Genomic DNA, 19,679 nt, shown 5'->3' on the forward strand with positions numbered 1-19,679 from the left:
GCTTGAGATCAATTTCCCAAGCCAAAAGGAAGATTTAATTCTTTAAAAGGCGTTGTATCTCATCCAATTTCATTAATGCTTCAACCGGAGTAAGCGAATTAACATCCAGATTATTCAGCATATCCCTGATCTTATTCAAGACAGGATCATCAATAGAAAACATCTGCAATTGGTAGGCCTGTTTCTGGATTTTGCGCATGCTATCTTTAATCTGCTCACCACCTGTGCGCTCCTGCTCCAGCCTTTTCAAAATTTGATTGGCCCGACTAAGCAACTTTTGCGGCATTCCAGCGAGCTTTGCCACATGGATTCCGAAACTATGCTCTGAGCCTCCTGGAACAAGTTTACGCAAGAAAATAACTTTGTTATTAACCTCCTTCACCGTTACATTATAGTTTTTTATACGATCCAGCGAAGTAGTCAGCTCGTTTAATTCATGGTAATGCGTGGCAAACAAGGTTTTGGCCTTAGCAGCAGGATGATTATGTAAAAACTCGGCAATAGCCCAGGCAATAGAAATACCGTCATAAGTACTTGTACCACGACCGATTTCATCCAAAAGAATAAGACTGCGGTCCGATAGATTATTCATGATGCTCGCGGTTTCATTCATCTCCACCATAAACGTAGATTCACCCGAAGAAAGATTGTCCGAAGCACCTACACGGGTGAAAATTTTGTCAACCAGGCCAATCTTAGCCTCTTTTGCTGGCACAAAACAACCAATTTGCGCCATTAACACGATCAATCCAGTCTGACGGAGCAATGCAGATTTACCCGCCATGTTAGGGCCCGTAATAATAATAATCTGCTGTGTTTTTGGATCTAAAAAAGTATCATTGGTAATATAATCCTCACCTATCGGCAGGTTTCTTTCAATGACAGGGTGTCTTCCACCTTTAATATCCAAAATCTTGCTCTCGCTGACTTCGGGTTTTACATAATAGTTTTTCTCCGCTACAACAGCAAAGTTAAGCAGTACATCCAACTTGGCTATGAGCTGGGCGTTGAGTTGAATAGGTTTGATGTATTCAGCAATGGCAACCAATAGCTCAGCATATAATCTATTCTCAAGCGCTTGTATCTTCTCCTCAGCACCGAGAATCTGTTCTTCATATTCTTTAAGTTCCTCCGTAATGTAACGTTCAGCATTCACCAGTGTCTGTTTACGGATCCACGTCGTCGGAACCTTATCTTTGTGCGTATTTGTGACCTCCAGATAATAACCGAAAACATTATTGAACGCTATTTTTAAAGAAGGAATCCCTGTGAGTTCCGCTTCCCTTTTTTGGATCTCAAGCAGATAATCCTTGCCACCAAAAGCGATCTTGCGCAATCGATCCAATTCAGGGTCCACCCCTTCCGCGATTACACTCCCCTTATTGATTGCGGCAGGAGGCTCCGCCTGAACCTGTTGCTCGATTTTTTCACGTATAACAGCACAAGCATCTAACTGATCTGAGATTGTCCGAAGAGCATCAGCATCTTTACGATCCGTAAGTTCCTTCAATTTCTCAATAGCATATAATGCGCGCTTCAATTGCACAATTTCCCGCGGATTCGCTTTTTGCAGTCCGATCTTGGAAATTAAACGTTCCAGATCTCCCACCTGCTTGATCTGACCAATCAGCTCATCCCGCAAATCACGGTTAGTGAAAAAGAAATCGACCACATTCAATCGCTCCTGAATACTCTTTTTGTCTTTGAGCGGCATCACGATCCAGCGCTTGAGCAGACGCGCTCCCATTGGACTGGATGTATGATCCAATACATCGGATAGCGTTACCGCATTTTCATTCAACGATCCGATTAATTCCAAATTGCGAATCGTAAAACGATCCAGCCACATAAAACGGTCCTCTTCAATACGGGAAAGCGTAGAAATGTGTTGCAGATTACGATGCTCGGTTTCATTGAGGTAATGCAATGCTACACCAGCAGCAACAACTCCTGCAGTCATGCGGTCCACACCAAATCCTTTCATCGAGGAGACTTCAAAATGCTTCAATAGCGTTTCAGTGGCATAATCACCCGTATAAGGCCACTCGTCAAGAAAATAGGTGTAATATTGTGATCCAAACTGCTCTGTAAACTCCTTGCTCTGTTTTTTTGAAAGAATAATTTCTCTCGGTTTAAAACCTTGAAGCAATTTATCTATATAGGCCACACTACCTTGAGCAACCAGAAATTCACCTGTTGAAATATCTAAGAAAGAAATACCGATCCGCTCCTTTTCGATAAAAATTGATGCTAAATAATTATTCGATTTCTGTTGAACAATATTGTCACTGTAGGAGACTCCAGGTGTCACTAGCTCGGTCACACCGCGCTTAACAATTGTTTTTGTCGTCTTCGGATCCTCCAGCTGATCACAGATCGCCACCCGTTGGCCAGCACGCACCAGTTTCGGAAGATAGGTTTCCAATGAATGATGGGGAAAACCAGCCAATGCAGTTTCCGATTCCGAGCCATTGCCACGCTTTGTCAAAACGATGCCCAAAATCTGGGCAGCTTTGATCGCATCCTCACCAAATGTCTCGTAAAAATCGCCAACACGGAACAACAACAACGCTCCAGGATACTTAATCTTGATCGCATTGTACTGTTGCATCAATGGGGTCACTTTCTTTTCTTTTGCCAACTTTTAAAATCAATTTTTATGAAGCGTAAAAATAGGATAATATCGTCGCTTTGGCAAACGATACACTCAACTTCTCGACAAAATCATTTCCATTAAACAAGAATATAAGCTAAGTTTGTATCCGAAAAAAATTAGTCATGGCCATCAAAAGATCTGGTAAACAAAATACGTCCAGCAAACAACAAAATACCTTCAAAAAAACATCCTTCAACCCATTGAAGTCCATAAAATCTCCTATCCTGCGCATTGCGACACGGGTAGTCCTCTATTTTATTGGTATTTCACTCTTTTGGGTCATTAGCCTGCGATTTATTAATCCTCCCATCACTTGGTTGATGATTCAACGTGGGTTTGAGCTAAAAGAACAGGGCAAGGGATTTAAACTGGAAAAAAACTGGCTGGATTACGATGAACTTTCGGACAACCTAAAGTTAGCAGCCATCGCAGGAGAAGATGCTCACTTTATGACACACTGGGGATTCGACATGCAAGGGATTCAAAATGCCATTAAAAAAAATGCACAGGGAAAGAAATTACGCGGCGGAAGTACAATCAGTCAGCAGGTCGCCAAAAATGTCTTTCTATGGCCAGGGCGCTCCTGGTTAAGAAAAGGCTTCGAGACTTACTTTACCATTCTTATCGAAACATTCTGGAGCAAGAAACGCATCCTTGAAGTTTATCTCAATGTGATTGAAATGGGACAGGGAGTTTATGGTGCCGATGCGGCAGCTTCGTATTACTTTAGCAAAACAGGCAGCAATCTTTCCAAAAAACAAGCCGCATTGATCATAGCCATATTGCCAAACCCAAGAGAATGGGATGCGCGTAACCCTTCTGCTTATGTCAATAGACGTGCAAATGCGATAGCAAAATATATGCATCATTATACTATTCCTGAATAAGCGAAAATATCGCTGTTCGGCGGATCGATCAGAAGAGAAGCAATACAGATCTATAGATCAAAAAGAAAGGCCATATTAACATATGGCCTTTCTTATATAATTTGTTTTACAACCTATCTAAAAAGTCGTTTATGCCAGCTTTGATGGAAGGGTATTACCCAAGCATCTTCCATTTGATGCTCATGGGTGATGGTATTATCAAATACAAGGGTATTATCATTGATAGTACCGTCTGCCAATAGCTTCTCAAATCCGTCGCGGTTAACCACGCCTATTCCCTGATCCGCTTTATATGCAAATTGCATGCGATCAAATAGTTGAATACCGTACTTCGATTCGACTCCTTTTAAAAACCGAACCGAACTATCAATAGAACATCCCGATGCAGCGGCAACTTCCTCGTCCACTTTAAGAATAATAAAAAGATTATCCCGCAATTCTGCAGAAGCAGAAAGTGGTTTTCCATGTACTTTCCACTGTTCAGCAAAAGCTTCCAGGTCAGTAACAATCTCCTGTCCCTCTGTCGCCGTTAACAGGCGATCTGCCTGATAAATCCAGATACGCTTCATATGTGAATGATTTTTTACAGATCCATCTAGCCGATACGAATCAACTGATTAATCCTATACTGTTTATACTCCCGGATACATGGAATATGGTCTCCATCGCATCCAATTTCATTTAAATATTAAACCAGATTCAACAAATCGAATCCGGCGTGCCATTGTACTTGATCACAATACCCTGACCCTCAACTCTTATCACTAACCAATATAATACGGAGAGATCATTAAATAAACGATCACCCCAGTAACAGCCACATAAAGCCACATGGGATAAGTGATACGGGCAAGCTTTTTATGACGCTCATAAGAACCCGATATACCTCTAACAAATGTAAAGAGTACAAAAGGGATGATGATAATGGAAAGCAAGATATGCGTGATCAGGATAAAGAAATAGATCGGTCTCAAAATTCCCTCGCCACCATATTTCGTTTCGATTGAAGTCATGTGATAAGCGACATACATCGCCAGAAAAGCTAGGGAACAAGCAATACACCATTTGATCAAACGCTCGTGTAAAGCCTTATTGCCCCTTTTTATCGCAGCCACGGCCCAAAAAAGCAATACAGCCGTAATCCCATTGATAGCCGCGTAGATAGGAGGCAAAAATGTTAGCGGTTTTACATCATAACCAAGCTTTTGTAAATTCACCGTAAAAAGGATAGCAACCACTATCGGTATAACAATCGATAGCAACCAAATCCATTTACTATACTTTTTTTCCTTGTTAAGACTCTCTTCCATGATATAATTACCTCTTTTGTTCTATTGTAGCTGGATGGTTTCGGATTTCCTCGACCAATAATAATTTAATTTCATCTTCAAGACGGTCAACATCTGTTTTGACATTGATGTCATACATCCCTCTTATCCGTCCTTTTGTATCGAGTAAAAGATAACTAGACCCAATAATAAATGGTTTGCTGCCTTCATTGTTGACAAGTGCATCCTGTAACAAACTCTCTCGGGCAAATTTAAAGATATCAACAGAAGGATCTGTCACAAAAAACCAAGATTTGGTCCAAGGTTTGTAAACTTTTGCGTATTTGGCTAACACTTCTGGTGTATCGTATGCCGTATCAACCGTAATTGAATACAAGCGGACCTTCTTATTCTGAATAAATCGATTAGCGATTTGATCTAAACGCTTAATCATCGTCCTCGATAATGAAGCATCTCTAGAATACATCAGATGGACGACAGAAAGTGTTGTATCATTGTCCAATAGATGTACCTTATTACCATCGTAATTCACAAAATCAACCGGGGGTACAGTATGGTAGATGGTGTCGGGAATATCACGTCCCCATTTACGATGAGTGGTTCCCGGAACCTCTTTCTTCCCAAAAATTGGCAAAGAAGCGTAGCTATTCGAGCCACTTTTATTTAGTATAAAATATAAAAATCCTGGCAGTAAAAGAATTACAGCCAGGATCAATATAGTTTTAATACCTTTCTTTTGTCCAGTATTATTATCCATTCACTTTATCTATTTATTTGGAAATATTTGATGTTCTTGGAATGCAGAAGCTAAATGGCCTCCTTCAACTAGCATCAAAACAATAAAATAAATAATAAAAATAAAGACGATTCCTACAGTGACAATGAAGCTCGATTTCTCGAATTTCAAGTGCATAAAGAATGCAATGATATAATAAGCTTTAACTAAAGTAAGTATAATGTAAATTGAATTAACCAATACCCCTTTAGACAGAATTTGCCAGTGGTGAACGAAGCCTAATGCGATTAAGAACTCTAGGCAAGTAAGGGCCAAAAGTACTCCAAACACTCTCCATATAGCCTTTTTATCCAACCCACCTTCGTGAGCGTGCTCTCCGTGAGCGATATTATCTTGATATTGTGACATAGCTTTTGTAATTAAATTGTTTTACTAAACAAGGTAGAAAAGTGTAAACACGAATACCCACACTAAATCCACAAAGTGCCAATATAGACCTACTTTTTCAATCATTAAATATGACCCTCTTTTTTCAAAAGTATTATTTAAAGTCATGCACAAAATAATGATGTTCAAAATAATACCAACAGTTACGTGGAAACCGTGGAAACCAGTAATTGTAAAGAATAGGTTTGCAAACTGAAGTGCTGATGTATACGACACATCTCCCGTAAAGAAATGGCTCAATTTTTCAACAACATTTCCGCCTTCCATATGTGTAGCAATATCAGTAGCAGGATTACGTCCGAACCAAAAGCCTTCGTGGTGCAAATGCGTCCACTCTAATGCCTGACAACCAACGAAACAAAGACCACCTAAGATTGTCCATAACATCCATTTAACAACCTCATGCTTCGAATTACGATGTCCAGCTTCAACCGCCAACACCATAGTTACTGAAGACATAATCAAAATAAATGTCATCAAACCGACAAATACTAAGGGTTGCCCCCCGTCAGTAATTCCTGGAATAGATTGAAAAACCTTATCAGGATCCGGCCATACAGCGTGTGAAAATCGTTGTGCGCCATAATAAACCAAAAATGCAGAAAATGTGAAGGCATCCCCTACCAAGAAAAACCACATCATGATTTTTCCATACTCTAAGTTCCAAGGTGATTTTCCACCATTCCATGGACCAGTTTTTACCTTATCCAATTGCGATACTGTTGTACTCATTGTTTACTATTATTGATTCAAAAGTAAGAAAACATATATATAAATCCATAAAAGATCGAGAAAATGCCAAAAAATACTGGCAAGATCCATGCGGAAAAGATTGCCGTCTTTAGGAAGTTTGTTAATTCCTATAATCGCGCCAATCAAAACGATCAACCCCGCAATAATATGCGCCAAGTGCATCCAGATAAAAACGTAGATAAAAGATTGCGATGCATTGTTATTCACAAAATAAACACCCCTATCGATCAATACATTCCAAGCATGAACTTGCAAGGCAAAAAATACAACTCCCAAAATAAAAGTTGTTATCAAAAACAACCGCTGTTTGGAAGACTCGCCATTTTTAGCCGCTCTATGTGCTAAAAACATCGTTAGACTACTTACCACAATCACCAAGTTACTATATAAAAGTGCATTTGGCAATAGGGTCTTAATCCCTTTGTCCACGCCGCTCGCTGTATATACAATGAAACCACTGGATAACGCAGCAAACATCATGAACATACCCAACATACCCAACCACAGGTTGAACTTTTGGGCTTTTCTCTGTACTAACTTCTCGTCAGTTTGTGCTTGTATATCTAACATTATTTCAACGGAATAAAGTTAAGCAATAATACGAGTTGTGTCACAGGCAAATAGATAAATGAGGTAAACATCACTTTCTTCGCTGAAGGAATATCACAATTCTTAAACAGCAAATAACCGTAATAACCAAACATTATACCACCGACCACGGATACAATCGTAAACCAAATCCCACCAAAGCCAAAATGATAAGGTATAAAACCTGCAGGTATCATAAACAAACCTGAAATGAATACCATAAACGCAGATATCTTATCACGTTTTGTCGTCGGCAATAAGCGAAAACCCGCTAATTTATAGTCGTCATCCACAACCCAGGCAATTGCCCAGAAATGCGGAAACTGCCATAAAAACTGAATAGCAAACAACACAAAGGGAATAATAATAATTGCCGCTTCGTTATGTCCACTATAGTAGGCCAAATCATCTTGCGAAAAGGCTGCATAATATCCAATTAATGGCGGAAATGCACCCGGAAACGCGCCGACAAACACTGCTATTGGTGATTTTCTTTTTAATGGTGTATAGATAAATGCGTAAAGAAGGATACAGAAAACCGACAGCAGACCAGCGACAAAATTTAAACGAACAAGCACCAAGGTTCCTAAGATGCCCATAAAGACACTCAATACCAAAGCCTGTCCTGTTGTCATGCGGCCTGATGGCAACGGTCTGTCTTCCGTACGTTTCATCAGTTTATCCAAATCCTTTTCAATGATCTCATTAAAACCATTAGCGGAACCTGTCACCAGAAAACCACCTATAGTCAACAATAACCAATTGAACCAGAATATATCACCCTGTTGTTTTGATCCTATCAGAAAAGCAATTGACGCAGAAAATACGACCGTCAACGTAAGTCTCAACTTAACAAGCTTTTTGAAATCTGAAATAAATTCTTTCATAACTAAAAGAGACCTCCTACTATCAGTGTAATTAAACACGTACTTTTAAACATAAACATCCCGAATTCCAAGATTAGTGCCTTTGCTTGTTTAACAATAACAACAGGTAGAACTGTGCCCCAAATAGAAGCGTCGCTACCACCAAATGCGTTGTCTGTGCAAATGCAGGTATTGCAAATCGAGCTAAGATAATTCCTGATAGCATTTGGATACCCACTAGAATCAATGCGATTAAAGCAAATTTATATTGCTTAGAACCCGTATTAAAACTCGTGCGGACCAAAAAGAATAATACAATAACTAAAATCAAAGAACAATATGCCAACCAGCGATGTAACTCAAACTGTTGACCAATAGTTGTTATAAAATCAGTCCGGGCTATCGTTGAACCGGTTAATAAATCAACCTCCTCACGAACTCCCGTTCCGACAATTACCTGTGTTAGCATCAATAAAATTGAAGCAATAGCAAGTCCTTTTAATATACCCAAAGAACGATTGACCAGTAAGGTCTTGTTTCGCAAAGTAACTGCTTTGAAATATGTATAAATACTAATACAAACAATTACAATGGCTAAGAGCATATGTACTGTAATAATCCAGGGCATCAAATTGGTCGATACAACGATCGATCCCAGCCAAGCCTGAAGTACTACAACAAAAAGATTAATCACTGACCAAACAACGATCGAGCTTTTTGATTTTAAATAGGTGAAAGAATAAATAGCTGTAAATAACAAACAGAATCCGGAAACAACGCCTACCAACCGATTGATATATTCCGTCCAAGTTTTCGCAACATTAAACTCTTCATGCTGCAAAATACTCTTATCGGTACGGAGCTTGTAAGCCATTTCCTTATCCCCGAAAAATTCTACAATTTTCGCGAAACGTTCGTTCTTCTTTGCTCTTCCTTCAATATAATGCTGTTCATATCCTTGAGGTAATTGGGAGATATCTGTTGGAGGAATAATACGGTTAAAACATCTAGGCCAATCTGGACATCCCATTCCTGACCCTGTACTCCGAACAACTCCCCCAGCAATAATGACCAAAAACAATACAATTATCGTTATAAAATTGGTCTTTATAAATCGCTTCTCAGCTGCTGGAAACATAATACTACCCCTACCTCTTAAAATACAAACTTCTATAAAATAGAGTAGGAATTCCTACTCTATTTTATAAGATTTTATTAGTCTTTTCTACCATTTTGAGCATTCCATTCTGCCTGGATACGCTCAGCTTCCTCGTCTCCTTCGAAATCATGAGGCAAATTAGAGCTCATTGTTTCAGAGAAAGGAACACTTTGAGGAATAAAATCCTCACCATGACCTGGCTTACTGTAATCGTAAGGCCAACGGTGTACAGTTGGAATCTCTCCTGGCCAGTTACCATGGATATGCTCTACCGGAGTAGTCCATTCCAACGTGTTTGACTGCCAAGGGTTTTGTGGTGCTTTTTTACCGAAGAAAATCGATGTAAAGAAGTTCCACAAGAAAGCTATCTGACCTAAAGCAGCGATGATTGCAGCCCAAGTTACCAATTTGTTTACAGAAACCCATTTCGCCATGAAAGCAAACTCAGTAAATGCATAGTAACGGCGAGGCACACCATCGATACCCATAAAGTGCATTGGGAAGAATACCATGTAAGCACCAACGAAAGTCAACCAGAAATGTAAATAACCCAATTTTGTGTTCATCATACGACCGAACATCTTAGGATACCAGTGGTAAACACCACAAAGCATACCGAAGATTGACGCCGATCCCATTACCAAGTGGAAGTGGGCAACAACAAAATAGGTATCGTGTAAGTTGATATCTAAAGCCGCATTACCTAAGAATAATCCTGTCAAACCACCAGAGATAAAGAACGATACCAAACCGATAGCAAACATCATCGCTGGAGTGAAACGGATATTACCTTTCCACAACGTTGCAAGATAGTTAAACGCTTTTACAGCAGAAGGAACCGCGATAATCAATGTTGTAATCATAAATACACCACCCAAGAACGGGTTCATACCTGTTACAAACATGTGGTGACCCCATACGATAAAAGATAATACGGTGATACCGATTAACGAATAAACCATCGCATGGTAACCAAAGATTGGTTTACGTGAGTTGGTTGCAATAACCTCAGAAGTTAAACCTAAAGCAGGCATAACAACGATATATACCTCAGGGTGACCTAAGAACCAGAACAAGTGTTGGAACAAAATTGGTGAACCACCTTCGTTTGGTAAAATTTGTCCTTGAACAACAAGATCCGACAAATAGAATGACGTACCAGCAGCACGGTCAAAAATCAAAAGAACAACCGCCGAAACCAATACTGGGAATGACAACATACCCACGATAGCAGTTAAGAAGAACGCCCAGATTGTCAAAGGCATTTTCCATAAGTCCATTCCTTTTGTACGCATGTTCAAAATTGTACTTACATAGTTAATACCACCGATCAACTGTGAAGCTACAAATAGAACCATACTCACCAACCACAACGTCATACCTGTTGCAGATCCTGCGATTGCTGTAGGCACAGCCGATAATGGCGGGTAGATCGTCCAACCAGCAGAAGCAGGTCCACTTTCTACAAAGAACGATGCAACCATAATCACTGATGCTACAAAGAACAACCAGTAAGACAACATGTTCATAAAAGGAGATGCCATATCGCGTGCTCCGATTTGATATGGAATCAATAAGTTACTAAAAGTACCTGATAGACCAGCCGTTAACACGAAGAATACCATAACGGTACCGTGAATGGTTACCAAGGAAAGGAAAAACTCCGGTTTTATACGACCACCTTCAGCCCATTTACCCAAGAATACTTCTAATATAGGGAACTCTTTATCCGGCCATGCTAATTGGATACGGAATAATACTGATAAAAGCATCGCAAAAACTGCCATGATGATACCAGTGATCAAGAATTGCTTAGCAATCATCTTGTGGTCACCCGAGAAGATATACTTTCTGATGAACGACTCTTCGTGATGATGGCCGTGCGAATCGTGATGTTCAGCGCTATGCGATATTACTGTACTTGACATATTCGATTTTATATTCAAAAATTCTTAATTAGTTCAAAGATGCTGTAACTTGTACGCTATCCTTTTTCACGTTAGCTGTTTTACCGCTGAACTCTTTTTGCAAATCCTCAGTAAAATACTTGTTTTGTTTAGCTAACCATTCTTTATATTTTTCCTCAGTTACGACAACCACTTTCTTTTGCATATTGTAGTGACCAGATCCACAGATCTTGTTACACAACATCACAAAGTCATAATTATAATCACCCAAACGATCACGCATCTCTTCTGTTGTTACAGTAGGTGTGAATTGGAAATAGTTGGTCATCCCCGGTACCGCATTGATTTGAACACGGAAATCTGGAATAAAGAAAGAGTGAATAATATCTTTTGAAACGATATGGAAACGTACAGGTTTATTTACAGGCAACCAGATTTCAGATCCTTGAATATCATCCCAAGAATTTTTATCATTAAAGTCAATACCGTACGGGTTCGTTGGCGTAGTCATTTTATAATTACGTTTACCAATAATACCGTCCGAACCAGCATAACGTACATTCCATTGGAACTGCTCGCCCAATACTTCAATTTGTAATGCTGATTTTTGAAGATCCTCAGGAATATTTGTGATTGATCTCCATGTAAAGAAACCGAACAATACCAATACTGTCAAAACAACAGCAGGAACGATTGTCCACAATTTCTCGATCGCATTATTATGTGGGTAATAATAAGCTTGGCGTTTTGCACGCATGCGGTACAAGAATGTAAATGTCATCAACAAGATGTGTGTGATAACCAATACAAATGTTGTAATTGCTGTGGTAATGATAAACATTGTATCAATACGCTCACCGTGCTCAGTTACTGCCGATCTCCAATAAGCGGCTCCCCAGTGTACATATGACCAATATACACCGTAAAGGAATACAACCAAGAAAATGAATAACAATGCAGATTGAAACGTGTTATTCGCAAACGGATTGTATTTACCGTTCATCTTTCTTGTCAATTCATAGATCGAAAGTACTTTACCGATAACGGCAACAACTGTACATATAACCAAGAATAACAAGACATAATATGTGAAGTTTTTATAAACCTGAGGGTCTATTTGCTTCACTTCTTCAACAGCAGGAGCAGCAGCACTAGCTTCAGTAGAAGAACTAGCAGATGCAACAGCAGCAGTACCTGCTGCCGCTGTTGTATCTTTTGCAACCGAATCCGTTGCTGCAGGGGCAGCTACTGCTGTAGTCGCCGCTTTAGCAGAATCAGATGCTACTGTATCTTGTTGACTTGCAAGGATAGGAGTCGCAAAAAGCAATCCTAGTGCAAGCACAAAACCCGAGATGGATTTGAATCTATTATTTAATTTAAAGCTCATTTCTTTTATAACGTTTTTACGTAACCTTCCTTTAAAAGTGAAACTATATCTGGTGATGCAAACTCTCATCCAAGAAAGGATGATTTTTAGGCACCAATGCTTGTTTGCTCAATTTACTCATCACTAAAAAGATGAACAAACCTAAGAAACCAAGTGCAGTTCCGATTTCAATGATACCAAATCCTCTATGTTCAGCAACAGTACCAGGCATGATCATGATATAATAATCTAGCCAGTGACCAGCCAATAATAGAATCGCTACGAACAACATCACGTTTTGTTTACGTTTTGCATCGCGATCCACTAATAGTAACAATGGTGCCACAAAGTTAATGATAATACTCAACCAAAACCAAGGTTTGTATTCAGGTTCCCAACGTTTGTAGAAATAAACTGTTTCCTCTGGAATATTTGAATACCAAATCAACATGAATTGTGCAAACCAAACGTAAGTCCAAAAGATGGAGAAACCGAACATCAATTTACCCAAATCGTGTAAATGATTTTCGTTTACCCAGTTCATATAACCAGCTTTCTTCAATACAACAACGATGATCGTGATACATGAAATACCGCTTACCCACATTGCTGCAAAGTTATACCAACCGAACATTGTCGAAAACCAGTGTGCCTCTAAAGACATTATTGTATCGAAAGACCAGATAGGTGTAGTAAAACCGAAGATAACTAAGAAGATCGCCGACAATTTGAATGACTTTTTATAAGAAGTCAATCCGCCTTCCAAATCTTCTTTATAAGAAAGTTTCGCAAAAATAACGGCAAAAATGCTATATGTACCCATAAATACGACCTGACGGATCAAGAAGAATGGAACATTTAAATAAGCAGATTTACCTGCGATAATAGGGTCAAAATTTGTACTATGCGGATCAGTGATACCGTCTGCATTCCAGTGATGATATAAGTTATGTGTGGTTAAACCTAAACCTACGATAACCAATAAAATCAATGATGCAATTGGTAAAACACCCGCCATAGCCTGAGGTATACGTACCAAACCTGCAGACCATGCAGATTGTGTTACATATTGCAAGGCAACAAAGAATGTTCCAGCTGCGCATACACATGTAAAGTAATAACCCATCAATAACAAGTTGGCATAAGTACGCTCTACAGTAACGTGATCGCCCGAAAGCAACCCGAAAGCTACAGCAGCTACGCCTAGTACAACAGCGACAATACTGAACATTTTAGCTTTGCCAGCAAACTCGTATCGCTCGTTGAAATTATAATCGTGATGATGACTGTGAGTTCCCATTTATATATCTGATGTTAGATTATTTCTTTTGTAATTCGTGAACATACATAACAACTTTCCATCTCTCCTCAGGAGACAATTGAGATGCATGTGATCCCATGGAGTTGTGTCCGTAATAAATTGTATGGTAAATTTTACCATCAGTCAAGTCAGCCATCAAACCACCTCTTGAAGAGCTCGCCGCATCTGTTCTATGATAAGATGGTGGCGGAGGAAAGTTCTCTAATTGACGAGTGCCTCTTGAATCAGTCACGCTACGATCTTTCGTGATAGGACCATCACCTTTACCTTCTACTCCATGGCATATAGAGCAATAAGTTGTGAACAAAGCTTTACCTTTTTCAAGATTCTCGGCATTTACGACCAAAGGACTTTTTGCTTCTCTTCCTGCGCGTTCATAATCCTCTAATGTATTGGCGTACTCAAAACGAGTGAAACCAATTGGATCTGTACCTTTAGGAGGTGCCTGTGCTGTTTTTCCATCAGCAAAATTCGCATTAGGTTGATCCGGATTGAAAGCAAGCGGATCGTACATGTTACGAGAAAACTCTAAACCTGTACTACGAGTTGTTTTGTCACCACAAGAAGAAACAAGTGCTGTCAATGCCACAGCTGCGCATAGCGTTCCAAGTAAATTCTTCTTATTCATAGCTAACATATTTTCTATCATTGTACTTAACTTCAACAGCGCCAGCTTCTTTCAATAAGCTATCGATCAAAGCGTGATCTGTATTTTCATTGGCATCTACTGCAAGGATGAAACGATCATCTGTTGCTCTCAAGTCCATTACACGAGGTGCACGTCCTGGAAATAAGTGGTTACGGAAGAAAAACGTAGCAACCATACCCAAGGCACACAATAAGATCGTAACCTCAAATGTAACCGGAACAAAGTTTGGCATACCAAATGATGGTTTACCACCGATATTCATCGGCCAATCGTATGCCATTGTATAATACAACAAACTAAAACCCAATGTCGTTCCTAATGCTCCAAAGCAAAATGCTGCGATAGGCAAGCGAGAAGGTTTCACACCTAACTTCGCTTCGATGCCGTGAATAGGCATCGGAGTAAAGCAGTCGTAAATACTTATATTATTTGCTTGCAATTTGTCGATCCCATGCATCATTTCATCGGGATCCGCAAAACTACCTATTATATATTTTGTATTGCTCATTGCTGATTATTTTCTAACTGATAATTCTTTAATCTCTTCTTCTGTCACTGAATCATATTTCTCTAATGACTCTTGGAAGTACTTAACTTGTTCCTCAGGGAATGCGCCTTCTTGAGCCAATTTAGTTTTATGTTGTAATGAAGATGATTTCAACAACAATTTCACTTCGGCGATAGCGATACCCGGTAAGAAACGTAAGAACAATAAGAATAACGTAAAGAATAATCCAATTGAACCTACAAAGATACCTACGTCTGTCCAAGTTGGGTAGAACATTGCCCAAGATGAAGGCAAGTAATCACGGTGCAATGAAGTCACGATAATTACAAAACGCTCAAACCACATACCGATGTTTACAACAATCGATAAGATCCATGAGATTGGAATACTTGTACGGATTTTTTTGAACCAGAATAACTGTGGAGAAATTACGTTACAAGTCATCATTGACCAGTAAGCCCAAGCGTACGGACCCAACATACGGTTCTCGAAAGCATACATTTCGTATTCTGAACGAGAGTACATTGCGATAAACAACTCAGTCAAATAAGCTACACCCACGATAGAACCTGTCGTCATGATAATGATATTCATCGACTCAATGTGGAACATCGTGATGTAGTTCTCAAAGTTCATTACTTTACGTAAGATCAACAATAAAGTCTGTACCATCGCGAAACCAGAGAAGATCGCACCCGCCACGAAATATGGAGGGAAGATCGTCGTATGCCATCCAGGAATAACCGAAGTTGCAAAGTCCATGGATACGATCGTGTGTACAGAAAGTACCAGCGGCGTAGAAATACCTGCCAAGATCAATGACACGATTTCAAAACGTTGCCAAGTCTTAACTGAACCATTCCATCCGAATGATAATACAGAATAGATTTTTTGTTTTAATCCAGTAGCACGGTCACGAATTGTCGCGATATCCGGCAACAAACCACAGTACCAGAATACCAAGGATACTGTAAAGTAAGTTGAGATCGCAAACGCATCCCATACCAAAGGAGAGTTGAAGTTTACCCAAAGTGATCCAAATTGATTTGGAAGTGGGAAAATCCAATAAGCCAACCAAGGACGACCCATGTGAGCTACAACGTATGTAGCCGCACAGATTACCGCAAAGATCGTCATCGCCTCTGCAGAACGGTTGATTGAATTACGCCAGTTCTGGCGGAAGATTAATAATACAGCTGAAATCAACGTACCCGCGTGACCGATACCTACCCACCATACGAAGTCGGTGATATCCCAAGCCCAGCCTACAGTTTTATTCAGACCCCAAGCGCCGATACCTGTCCAAAAGGTATAACTAACGCTAACTACCCATAATAAAGCACCTAATACAGCAACGGTAAAACCAATCCACCATGCTTTATTCGGTTTATTTTCAACCGGTAGTAAGATATCATCCGTAATTTTTGCATACGTAATGTCCTTACCGGTCATTAATGGTTCTCTTAATATTGATTCGTTATGCGATGACATAGTATTTTTATTTCAAATATTGTACAAGATTACGCCTCAAAAGTGTTTCTAACTTTTGTCATATAACCGATACCCGGTTGAACATTGATTTCCTCAAGTACGTAATAAACACGCTCGTTGCGTAATGCTTTAGATACTTCTGATTCTGGATCATTTGCATCTCCAAAGATGATTGCATTTGCAGAACATGCTTGTTGACAAGCCATTTGGATATCGCCATCTTTAACTTTGCGATTTTGAATCTTAGCTTGCAATTTACCTGCTTGAATACGTTGGATACACATTGAACATTTCTCCATTACCCCACGTGAACGAGTAACAACATCTGGATTCAATACCAATTGTGTGAACTCATTGTTCAAGTAGTTGTCAAAACGTGAATCATTCCAGTATGCAAACCAGTTGAAACGACGAACTTTGAAAGGACAGTTGTTCGCACAGTAACGTGTACCAAAACAACGGTTATATGCCATATGGTTCAAACCTTCTGAAGAGTGTACTGTTGCCAATACTGGACAAACCGTTTCACAAGGTGCGTGACCACAATGTTGACACAACATCGGTTGGTGAACAACAGTGATATCTTCGAAATCTAAATCAGCCGAAGCTCGCGCAATTTCTTTCTCTTTTGTAAGATCTTGATCTTTTCCTTCGATCGTATAGTAACGGTCAATACGTAACCAGTGCATTTCACGACGACGGCGAACCTCATCACGACCTACAACAGGAATATTATTTTCAACGTTACAAGCAACGATACAAGCACCACAACCTGTACATGCGTTCAAGTCGATCGCCATCACCCATTTGTGACCAGGTTGCTCATATTTGTTCCACAAATCGTATGTTTTGTGATTATCTGAAAAACGTCCTGCCTCAGAGTTAGGATCTTTCAAATAATTCGCAAATGTGGTTTCACGAATAACGTTACGACCCTCGATCGTGTGGTGTGTTTGTGTCTGTGCCAATTGGTAAGTACCAGACGCTTTCGCTACAGTTGCTTTAGCAACACCTTGTACTGTACCATTGATGATAGAAGCAAAAGGGAATGCGTTTTTACCAACTTCATTACCTGCTTTACCAACTTTTGTACGGCCGTAACCTACAGCAACTGAAACTGTTCCTTGTGCTTGACCTGGTTGTTGTACAACTGGCAATTCCAATTCAACACCATTTGCTTTTACAGTTACTTTACCATCTTCACCCAAACCTAATTTCTCAGCATCTTTCGGGTTAAGAGCAGCATAGTTATCCCAAGTTACTTTAGAAACCGGGTCAGGCAATTCCTGCAAGTAAGCATTGTTTCCATAACGACCATCGCGAAGTGCAGAAGGCTCGTAAAGTTTCAACTCAAACTCACCGGTAATTGCTTTGCTTGATGCTTCAATTGCCGAAGCCGCTGCTGCAGCATTTCCTGTAAATGCAGGAGCTGTTGCCGCTTTAGCACCTTTATATTCAAAACCAGTTTGCAATATAGCATCCCAGTTTTTCGTAGAACCCGCTAAGATTTGTGTAGACCACAAGTTCTTAACGAAGTTGTACATATCGGTATCATTTCCTGCCCAAGTCAACAAGCTTTGTTCAACTTGACGTGTTTTGAAAACAGGATTGATTGTTGGTTGAACGATAGAGAACAAACCTTCTTTTGGATTCGCATCACCCCAAGATTCCAAGAACGTACTTGCTGGAGCAATCGCTGTCAATTCAGAAGCTGTTTCATCCGCACGTTGCGAAAATGATAAGGTGAAAGGAACTTGTTTCAACGCTGCTTTTACATCATCTGCTTTGAAGTAGTCATACACCGGGTTGCTATTCAAGAAGAATGCAACACCAACTTGACCTGATTTCGCTGCTGCTAAGAAAGCTTGGAACGAAGAATCCGAACCTTGGTATTGTTTAGAATAGTTATCCAAATCGATGATTGTACCGTAAGCACCTAATGCAACGTTGATTGCATTAACTAATACCTGTACATTGACATCGTTAGAACCAGCAACAACAACTGCTGCGCCTTTGTTGTTTACCAATTCTTTCGCCGCTAGAGCGACACCTTTTTGTGCCTTTTTGTTTGCAGTAGCACCAGCCAAAGACTGACCAGTGATTGCATTATATAAAGCAACCAATGTAGCTCCTTCTTCCGAAGGTTTGATTGCAATACGTGCATCCGCATTTGTACCCGTCATGGAAAGACCAGACTCAAATTGCACGTGACGTGACATTTTTCCGTTTTTCAACGATTTATAATCACGGTTTTTAGCGTATTGTTGTGTATGCTCCTCACCTGCTAACCAAGTTCCTAAGAAATCAGCTGCAACTGAAACAATCACATTTGCTTTTTCAAAATTATATGAAGGTACAACAGCTTTACCAAATGAAGCTTTATTCGCCTCAATAATACCGCTGTAAGAAACAGCATCGTATTGTACATGGTTAACTGTTGGGAATTTCGTTGCAAAAGCAGCGATAGCCGCCAACGTCGAAGGACTGTTTACGGTGTTAGAAACGATCGTAATTTGTTTACCAGAAGATGCTGCTGCATTCAAAGCTTTAACAACTTCCCCATCCAATTTAGACCACTCAACATCTTGACCTTTCAATTGTGCCTGTTTCAATTTGGACTCATCATATAAATCCAATACAGAAGCAGCAGTTGTTGAATCCAAACCTTGGTTCAAACCAATCGCATTCGGGTTAGGCTCAACATTGATCGGACGACCTTCACGAGTTTTAACCAAGATACTTTGACCGTTGAACGTCGAAGCATAATAGTTAGGGATACCTGGAGTTACCTCTTCAGGTTTAATCAAATAAGGAACTGCCTTATGCACAGGAGTACGGTTACAAGCCGCTAAAGAAACAGCACCCAAACCAAATCCTAATGCTTTCAAGAAGTCACGGCGAGGAGTTTTAGTACTCAAGCCAGCTTCGTTTAATACATCTTCTACAGGAATAGATTCGGCAAACTCACCCTTGCTTCCTTCAACGAAAGCAGGAGTTTGATTTAACTCTTCCAAACCTTTCCAATATTTTTTATTGCTATCCATTTAAGCTGTATA

At 39.8% G+C, this 19,679-nt stretch carries 17 protein-coding genes; 1 reads left to right on the forward strand and 16 read right to left on the reverse strand.

The window, feature by feature from the left end:
• Window positions 1–34: 34 nt before the first annotated feature.
• Entirely contained in the window at window positions 35–2,641 is a 2,607-nt protein-coding gene (mutS, locus tag A9970_RS18380; protein ID WP_088160238.1) for a DNA mismatch repair protein MutS, read from the reverse strand.
• Window positions 2,642–2,778: 137 nt separating this feature from the next.
• On the opposite strand from mutS, the gene mtgA reads away from it, so the two are divergent.
• Window positions 2,779–3,543 (forward strand): monofunctional biosynthetic peptidoglycan transglycosylase, encoded by a 765-nt coding sequence (gene mtgA, locus A9970_RS18385; RefSeq protein WP_182330146.1) that lies wholly within the window; start codon window positions 2,779–2,781, stop codon window positions 3,541–3,543.
• Between the two features lie 113 nt (window positions 3,544–3,656).
• Here mtgA and A9970_RS18390 read toward each other — a convergent pair whose 3' ends face one another.
• The 15 genes from A9970_RS18390 to A9970_RS18460 form a co-directional block, all read right to left on the reverse strand.
• Window positions 3,657–4,112: an ABC transporter ATPase gene (locus A9970_RS18390; RefSeq protein WP_159730570.1), complete on the reverse strand. Its 456-nt coding sequence runs from the start codon at window positions 4,110–4,112 to the stop codon at window positions 3,657–3,659.
• A gap of 195 nt (window positions 4,113–4,307) precedes the next feature.
• Complete coding sequence (locus A9970_RS18395) at window positions 4,308–4,853, reverse strand: DUF420 domain-containing protein (RefSeq protein WP_182983302.1); 546 nt, start codon at window positions 4,851–4,853, stop codon at window positions 4,308–4,310.
• Between the two features lie 7 nt (window positions 4,854–4,860).
• The gene (locus A9970_RS18400; protein WP_182983303.1) at window positions 4,861–5,589 is read right to left on the reverse strand and encodes an SCO family protein; all 729 of its coding nucleotides are present in this window, start codon (window positions 5,587–5,589) and stop codon (window positions 4,861–4,863) included.
• Between the two features lie 9 nt (window positions 5,590–5,598).
• Window positions 5,599–5,976 carry a cytochrome C oxidase subunit IV family protein gene (locus A9970_RS18405; protein ID WP_070563563.1) on the reverse strand — a complete coding sequence of 126 codons (378 nt, stop codon included), beginning with the start codon at window positions 5,974–5,976 and terminating at the stop codon, window positions 5,599–5,601.
• A 24-nt stretch (window positions 5,977–6,000) separates the two neighbouring features.
• Complete coding sequence (locus A9970_RS18410) at window positions 6,001–6,747, reverse strand: cytochrome c oxidase subunit 3 (protein ID WP_153846056.1); 747 nt, start codon at window positions 6,745–6,747, stop codon at window positions 6,001–6,003.
• Between the two features lie 9 nt (window positions 6,748–6,756).
• Window positions 6,757–7,338, reverse strand: a complete 582-nt coding sequence (locus tag A9970_RS18415) for a cytochrome c oxidase subunit 3 (protein WP_182983304.1) — start codon at window positions 7,336–7,338, stop codon at window positions 6,757–6,759.
• Window positions 7,338–8,243, reverse strand: a complete 906-nt coding sequence (gene cyoE / locus A9970_RS18420) for a heme o synthase (protein ID WP_070563553.1) — start codon at window positions 8,241–8,243, stop codon at window positions 7,338–7,340. The genes A9970_RS18415 and cyoE overlap by 1 nt, the downstream gene beginning before the upstream one ends.
• A gap of 73 nt (window positions 8,244–8,316) precedes the next feature.
• Window positions 8,317–9,360: a heme A synthase gene (locus tag A9970_RS18425; RefSeq protein WP_070563550.1), complete on the reverse strand. Its 1,044-nt coding sequence runs from the start codon at window positions 9,358–9,360 to the stop codon at window positions 8,317–8,319.
• A gap of 77 nt (window positions 9,361–9,437) precedes the next feature.
• A complete protein-coding gene (locus A9970_RS18430; protein WP_182330148.1) occupies window positions 9,438–11,309 on the reverse strand; it encodes a cbb3-type cytochrome c oxidase subunit I in 1,872 nt (623 codons plus the stop codon).
• Window positions 11,310–11,337: 28 nt separating this feature from the next.
• A complete protein-coding gene (locus tag A9970_RS18435) occupies window positions 11,338–12,675 on the reverse strand; it encodes a cytochrome c oxidase subunit II (protein WP_153846058.1) in 1,338 nt (445 codons plus the stop codon).
• Between the two features lie 43 nt (window positions 12,676–12,718).
• Window positions 12,719–13,954, reverse strand: a complete 1,236-nt coding sequence (locus A9970_RS18440; protein WP_153846059.1) for a quinol:cytochrome C oxidoreductase — start codon at window positions 13,952–13,954, stop codon at window positions 12,719–12,721.
• A 19-nt stretch (window positions 13,955–13,973) separates the two neighbouring features.
• On the reverse strand, window positions 13,974–14,612 hold the full coding sequence (locus tag A9970_RS18445; protein WP_376778456.1) for a c-type cytochrome: 639 nt from the start codon (window positions 14,610–14,612) through the stop codon (window positions 13,974–13,976).
• On the reverse strand, window positions 14,596–15,132 hold the full coding sequence (locus A9970_RS18450; RefSeq protein ID WP_153846060.1) for a DUF3341 domain-containing protein: 537 nt from the start codon (window positions 15,130–15,132) through the stop codon (window positions 14,596–14,598). The genes A9970_RS18445 and A9970_RS18450 overlap by 17 nt, the downstream gene beginning before the upstream one ends.
• Window positions 15,133–15,138: 6 nt before the next feature.
• Window positions 15,139–16,623, reverse strand: a complete 1,485-nt coding sequence (nrfD, locus tag A9970_RS18455) for an NrfD/PsrC family molybdoenzyme membrane anchor subunit (RefSeq protein ID WP_046674137.1) — start codon at window positions 16,621–16,623, stop codon at window positions 15,139–15,141.
• A gap of 29 nt (window positions 16,624–16,652) precedes the next feature.
• On the reverse strand, window positions 16,653–19,667 hold the full coding sequence (locus A9970_RS18460; RefSeq protein ID WP_153846061.1) for a TAT-variant-translocated molybdopterin oxidoreductase: 3,015 nt from the start codon (window positions 19,665–19,667) through the stop codon (window positions 16,653–16,655).
• Window positions 19,668–19,679: the final 12 nt, after the last annotated feature.

Source organism: Sphingobacterium sp. UME9 (assembly GCF_014170215.1).
Lineage (GTDB): Bacteria > Bacteroidota > Bacteroidia > Sphingobacteriales > Sphingobacteriaceae > Sphingobacterium > Sphingobacterium paramultivorum.

What these genes read in the sequence shown, in the direction of transcription:
- mtgA (WP_182330146.1), top strand. Translation starts at nt 2,779, where the DNA reads ATGGCCATCAAAAGATCTGGTAAACAAAATACGTCCAGCAAACAACAA.
- A9970_RS18390 (WP_159730570.1), bottom strand. Translation starts at nt 4,112, where the DNA reads ATGAAGCGTATCTGGATTTATCAGGCAGATCGCCTGTTAACGGCGACA.
- A9970_RS18395 (WP_182983302.1), bottom strand. Translation starts at nt 4,853, where the DNA reads ATGGAAGAGAGTCTTAACAAGGAAAAAAAGTATAGTAAATGGATTTGG.
- A9970_RS18400 (WP_182983303.1), bottom strand. Translation starts at nt 5,589, where the DNA reads ATGGATAATAATACTGGACAAAAGAAAGGTATTAAAACTATATTGATC.
- A9970_RS18405 (WP_070563563.1), bottom strand. Translation starts at nt 5,976, where the DNA reads ATGTCACAATATCAAGATAATATCGCTCACGGAGAGCACGCTCACGAA.
- A9970_RS18410 (WP_153846056.1), bottom strand. Translation starts at nt 6,747, where the DNA reads ATGAGTACAACAGTATCGCAATTGGATAAGGTAAAAACTGGTCCATGG.
- A9970_RS18415 (WP_182983304.1), bottom strand. Translation starts at nt 7,338, where the DNA reads ATGTTAGATATACAAGCACAAACTGACGAGAAGTTAGTACAGAGAAAA.
- cyoE (WP_070563553.1), bottom strand. Translation starts at nt 8,243, where the DNA reads ATGAAAGAATTTATTTCAGATTTCAAAAAGCTTGTTAAGTTGAGACTT.
- A9970_RS18425 (WP_070563550.1), bottom strand. Translation starts at nt 9,360, where the DNA reads ATGTTTCCAGCAGCTGAGAAGCGATTTATAAAGACCAATTTTATAACG.
- A9970_RS18430 (WP_182330148.1), bottom strand. Translation starts at nt 11,309, where the DNA reads ATGTCAAGTACAGTAATATCGCATAGCGCTGAACATCACGATTCGCAC.
- A9970_RS18435 (WP_153846058.1), bottom strand. Translation starts at nt 12,675, where the DNA reads ATGAGCTTTAAATTAAATAATAGATTCAAATCCATCTCGGGTTTTGTG.
- A9970_RS18440 (WP_153846059.1), bottom strand. Translation starts at nt 13,954, where the DNA reads ATGGGAACTCACAGTCATCATCACGATTATAATTTCAACGAGCGATAC.
- A9970_RS18445 (WP_376778456.1), bottom strand. Translation starts at nt 14,612, where the DNA reads ATGTTAGCTATGAATAAGAAGAATTTACTTGGAACGCTATGCGCAGCT.
- A9970_RS18450 (WP_153846060.1), bottom strand. Translation starts at nt 15,132, where the DNA reads ATGAGCAATACAAAATATATAATAGGTAGTTTTGCGGATCCCGATGAA.
- nrfD (WP_046674137.1), bottom strand. Translation starts at nt 16,623, where the DNA reads ATGTCATCGCATAACGAATCAATATTAAGAGAACCATTAATGACCGGT.
- A9970_RS18460 (WP_153846061.1), bottom strand. Translation starts at nt 19,667, where the DNA reads ATGGATAGCAATAAAAAATATTGGAAAGGTTTGGAAGAGTTAAATCAA.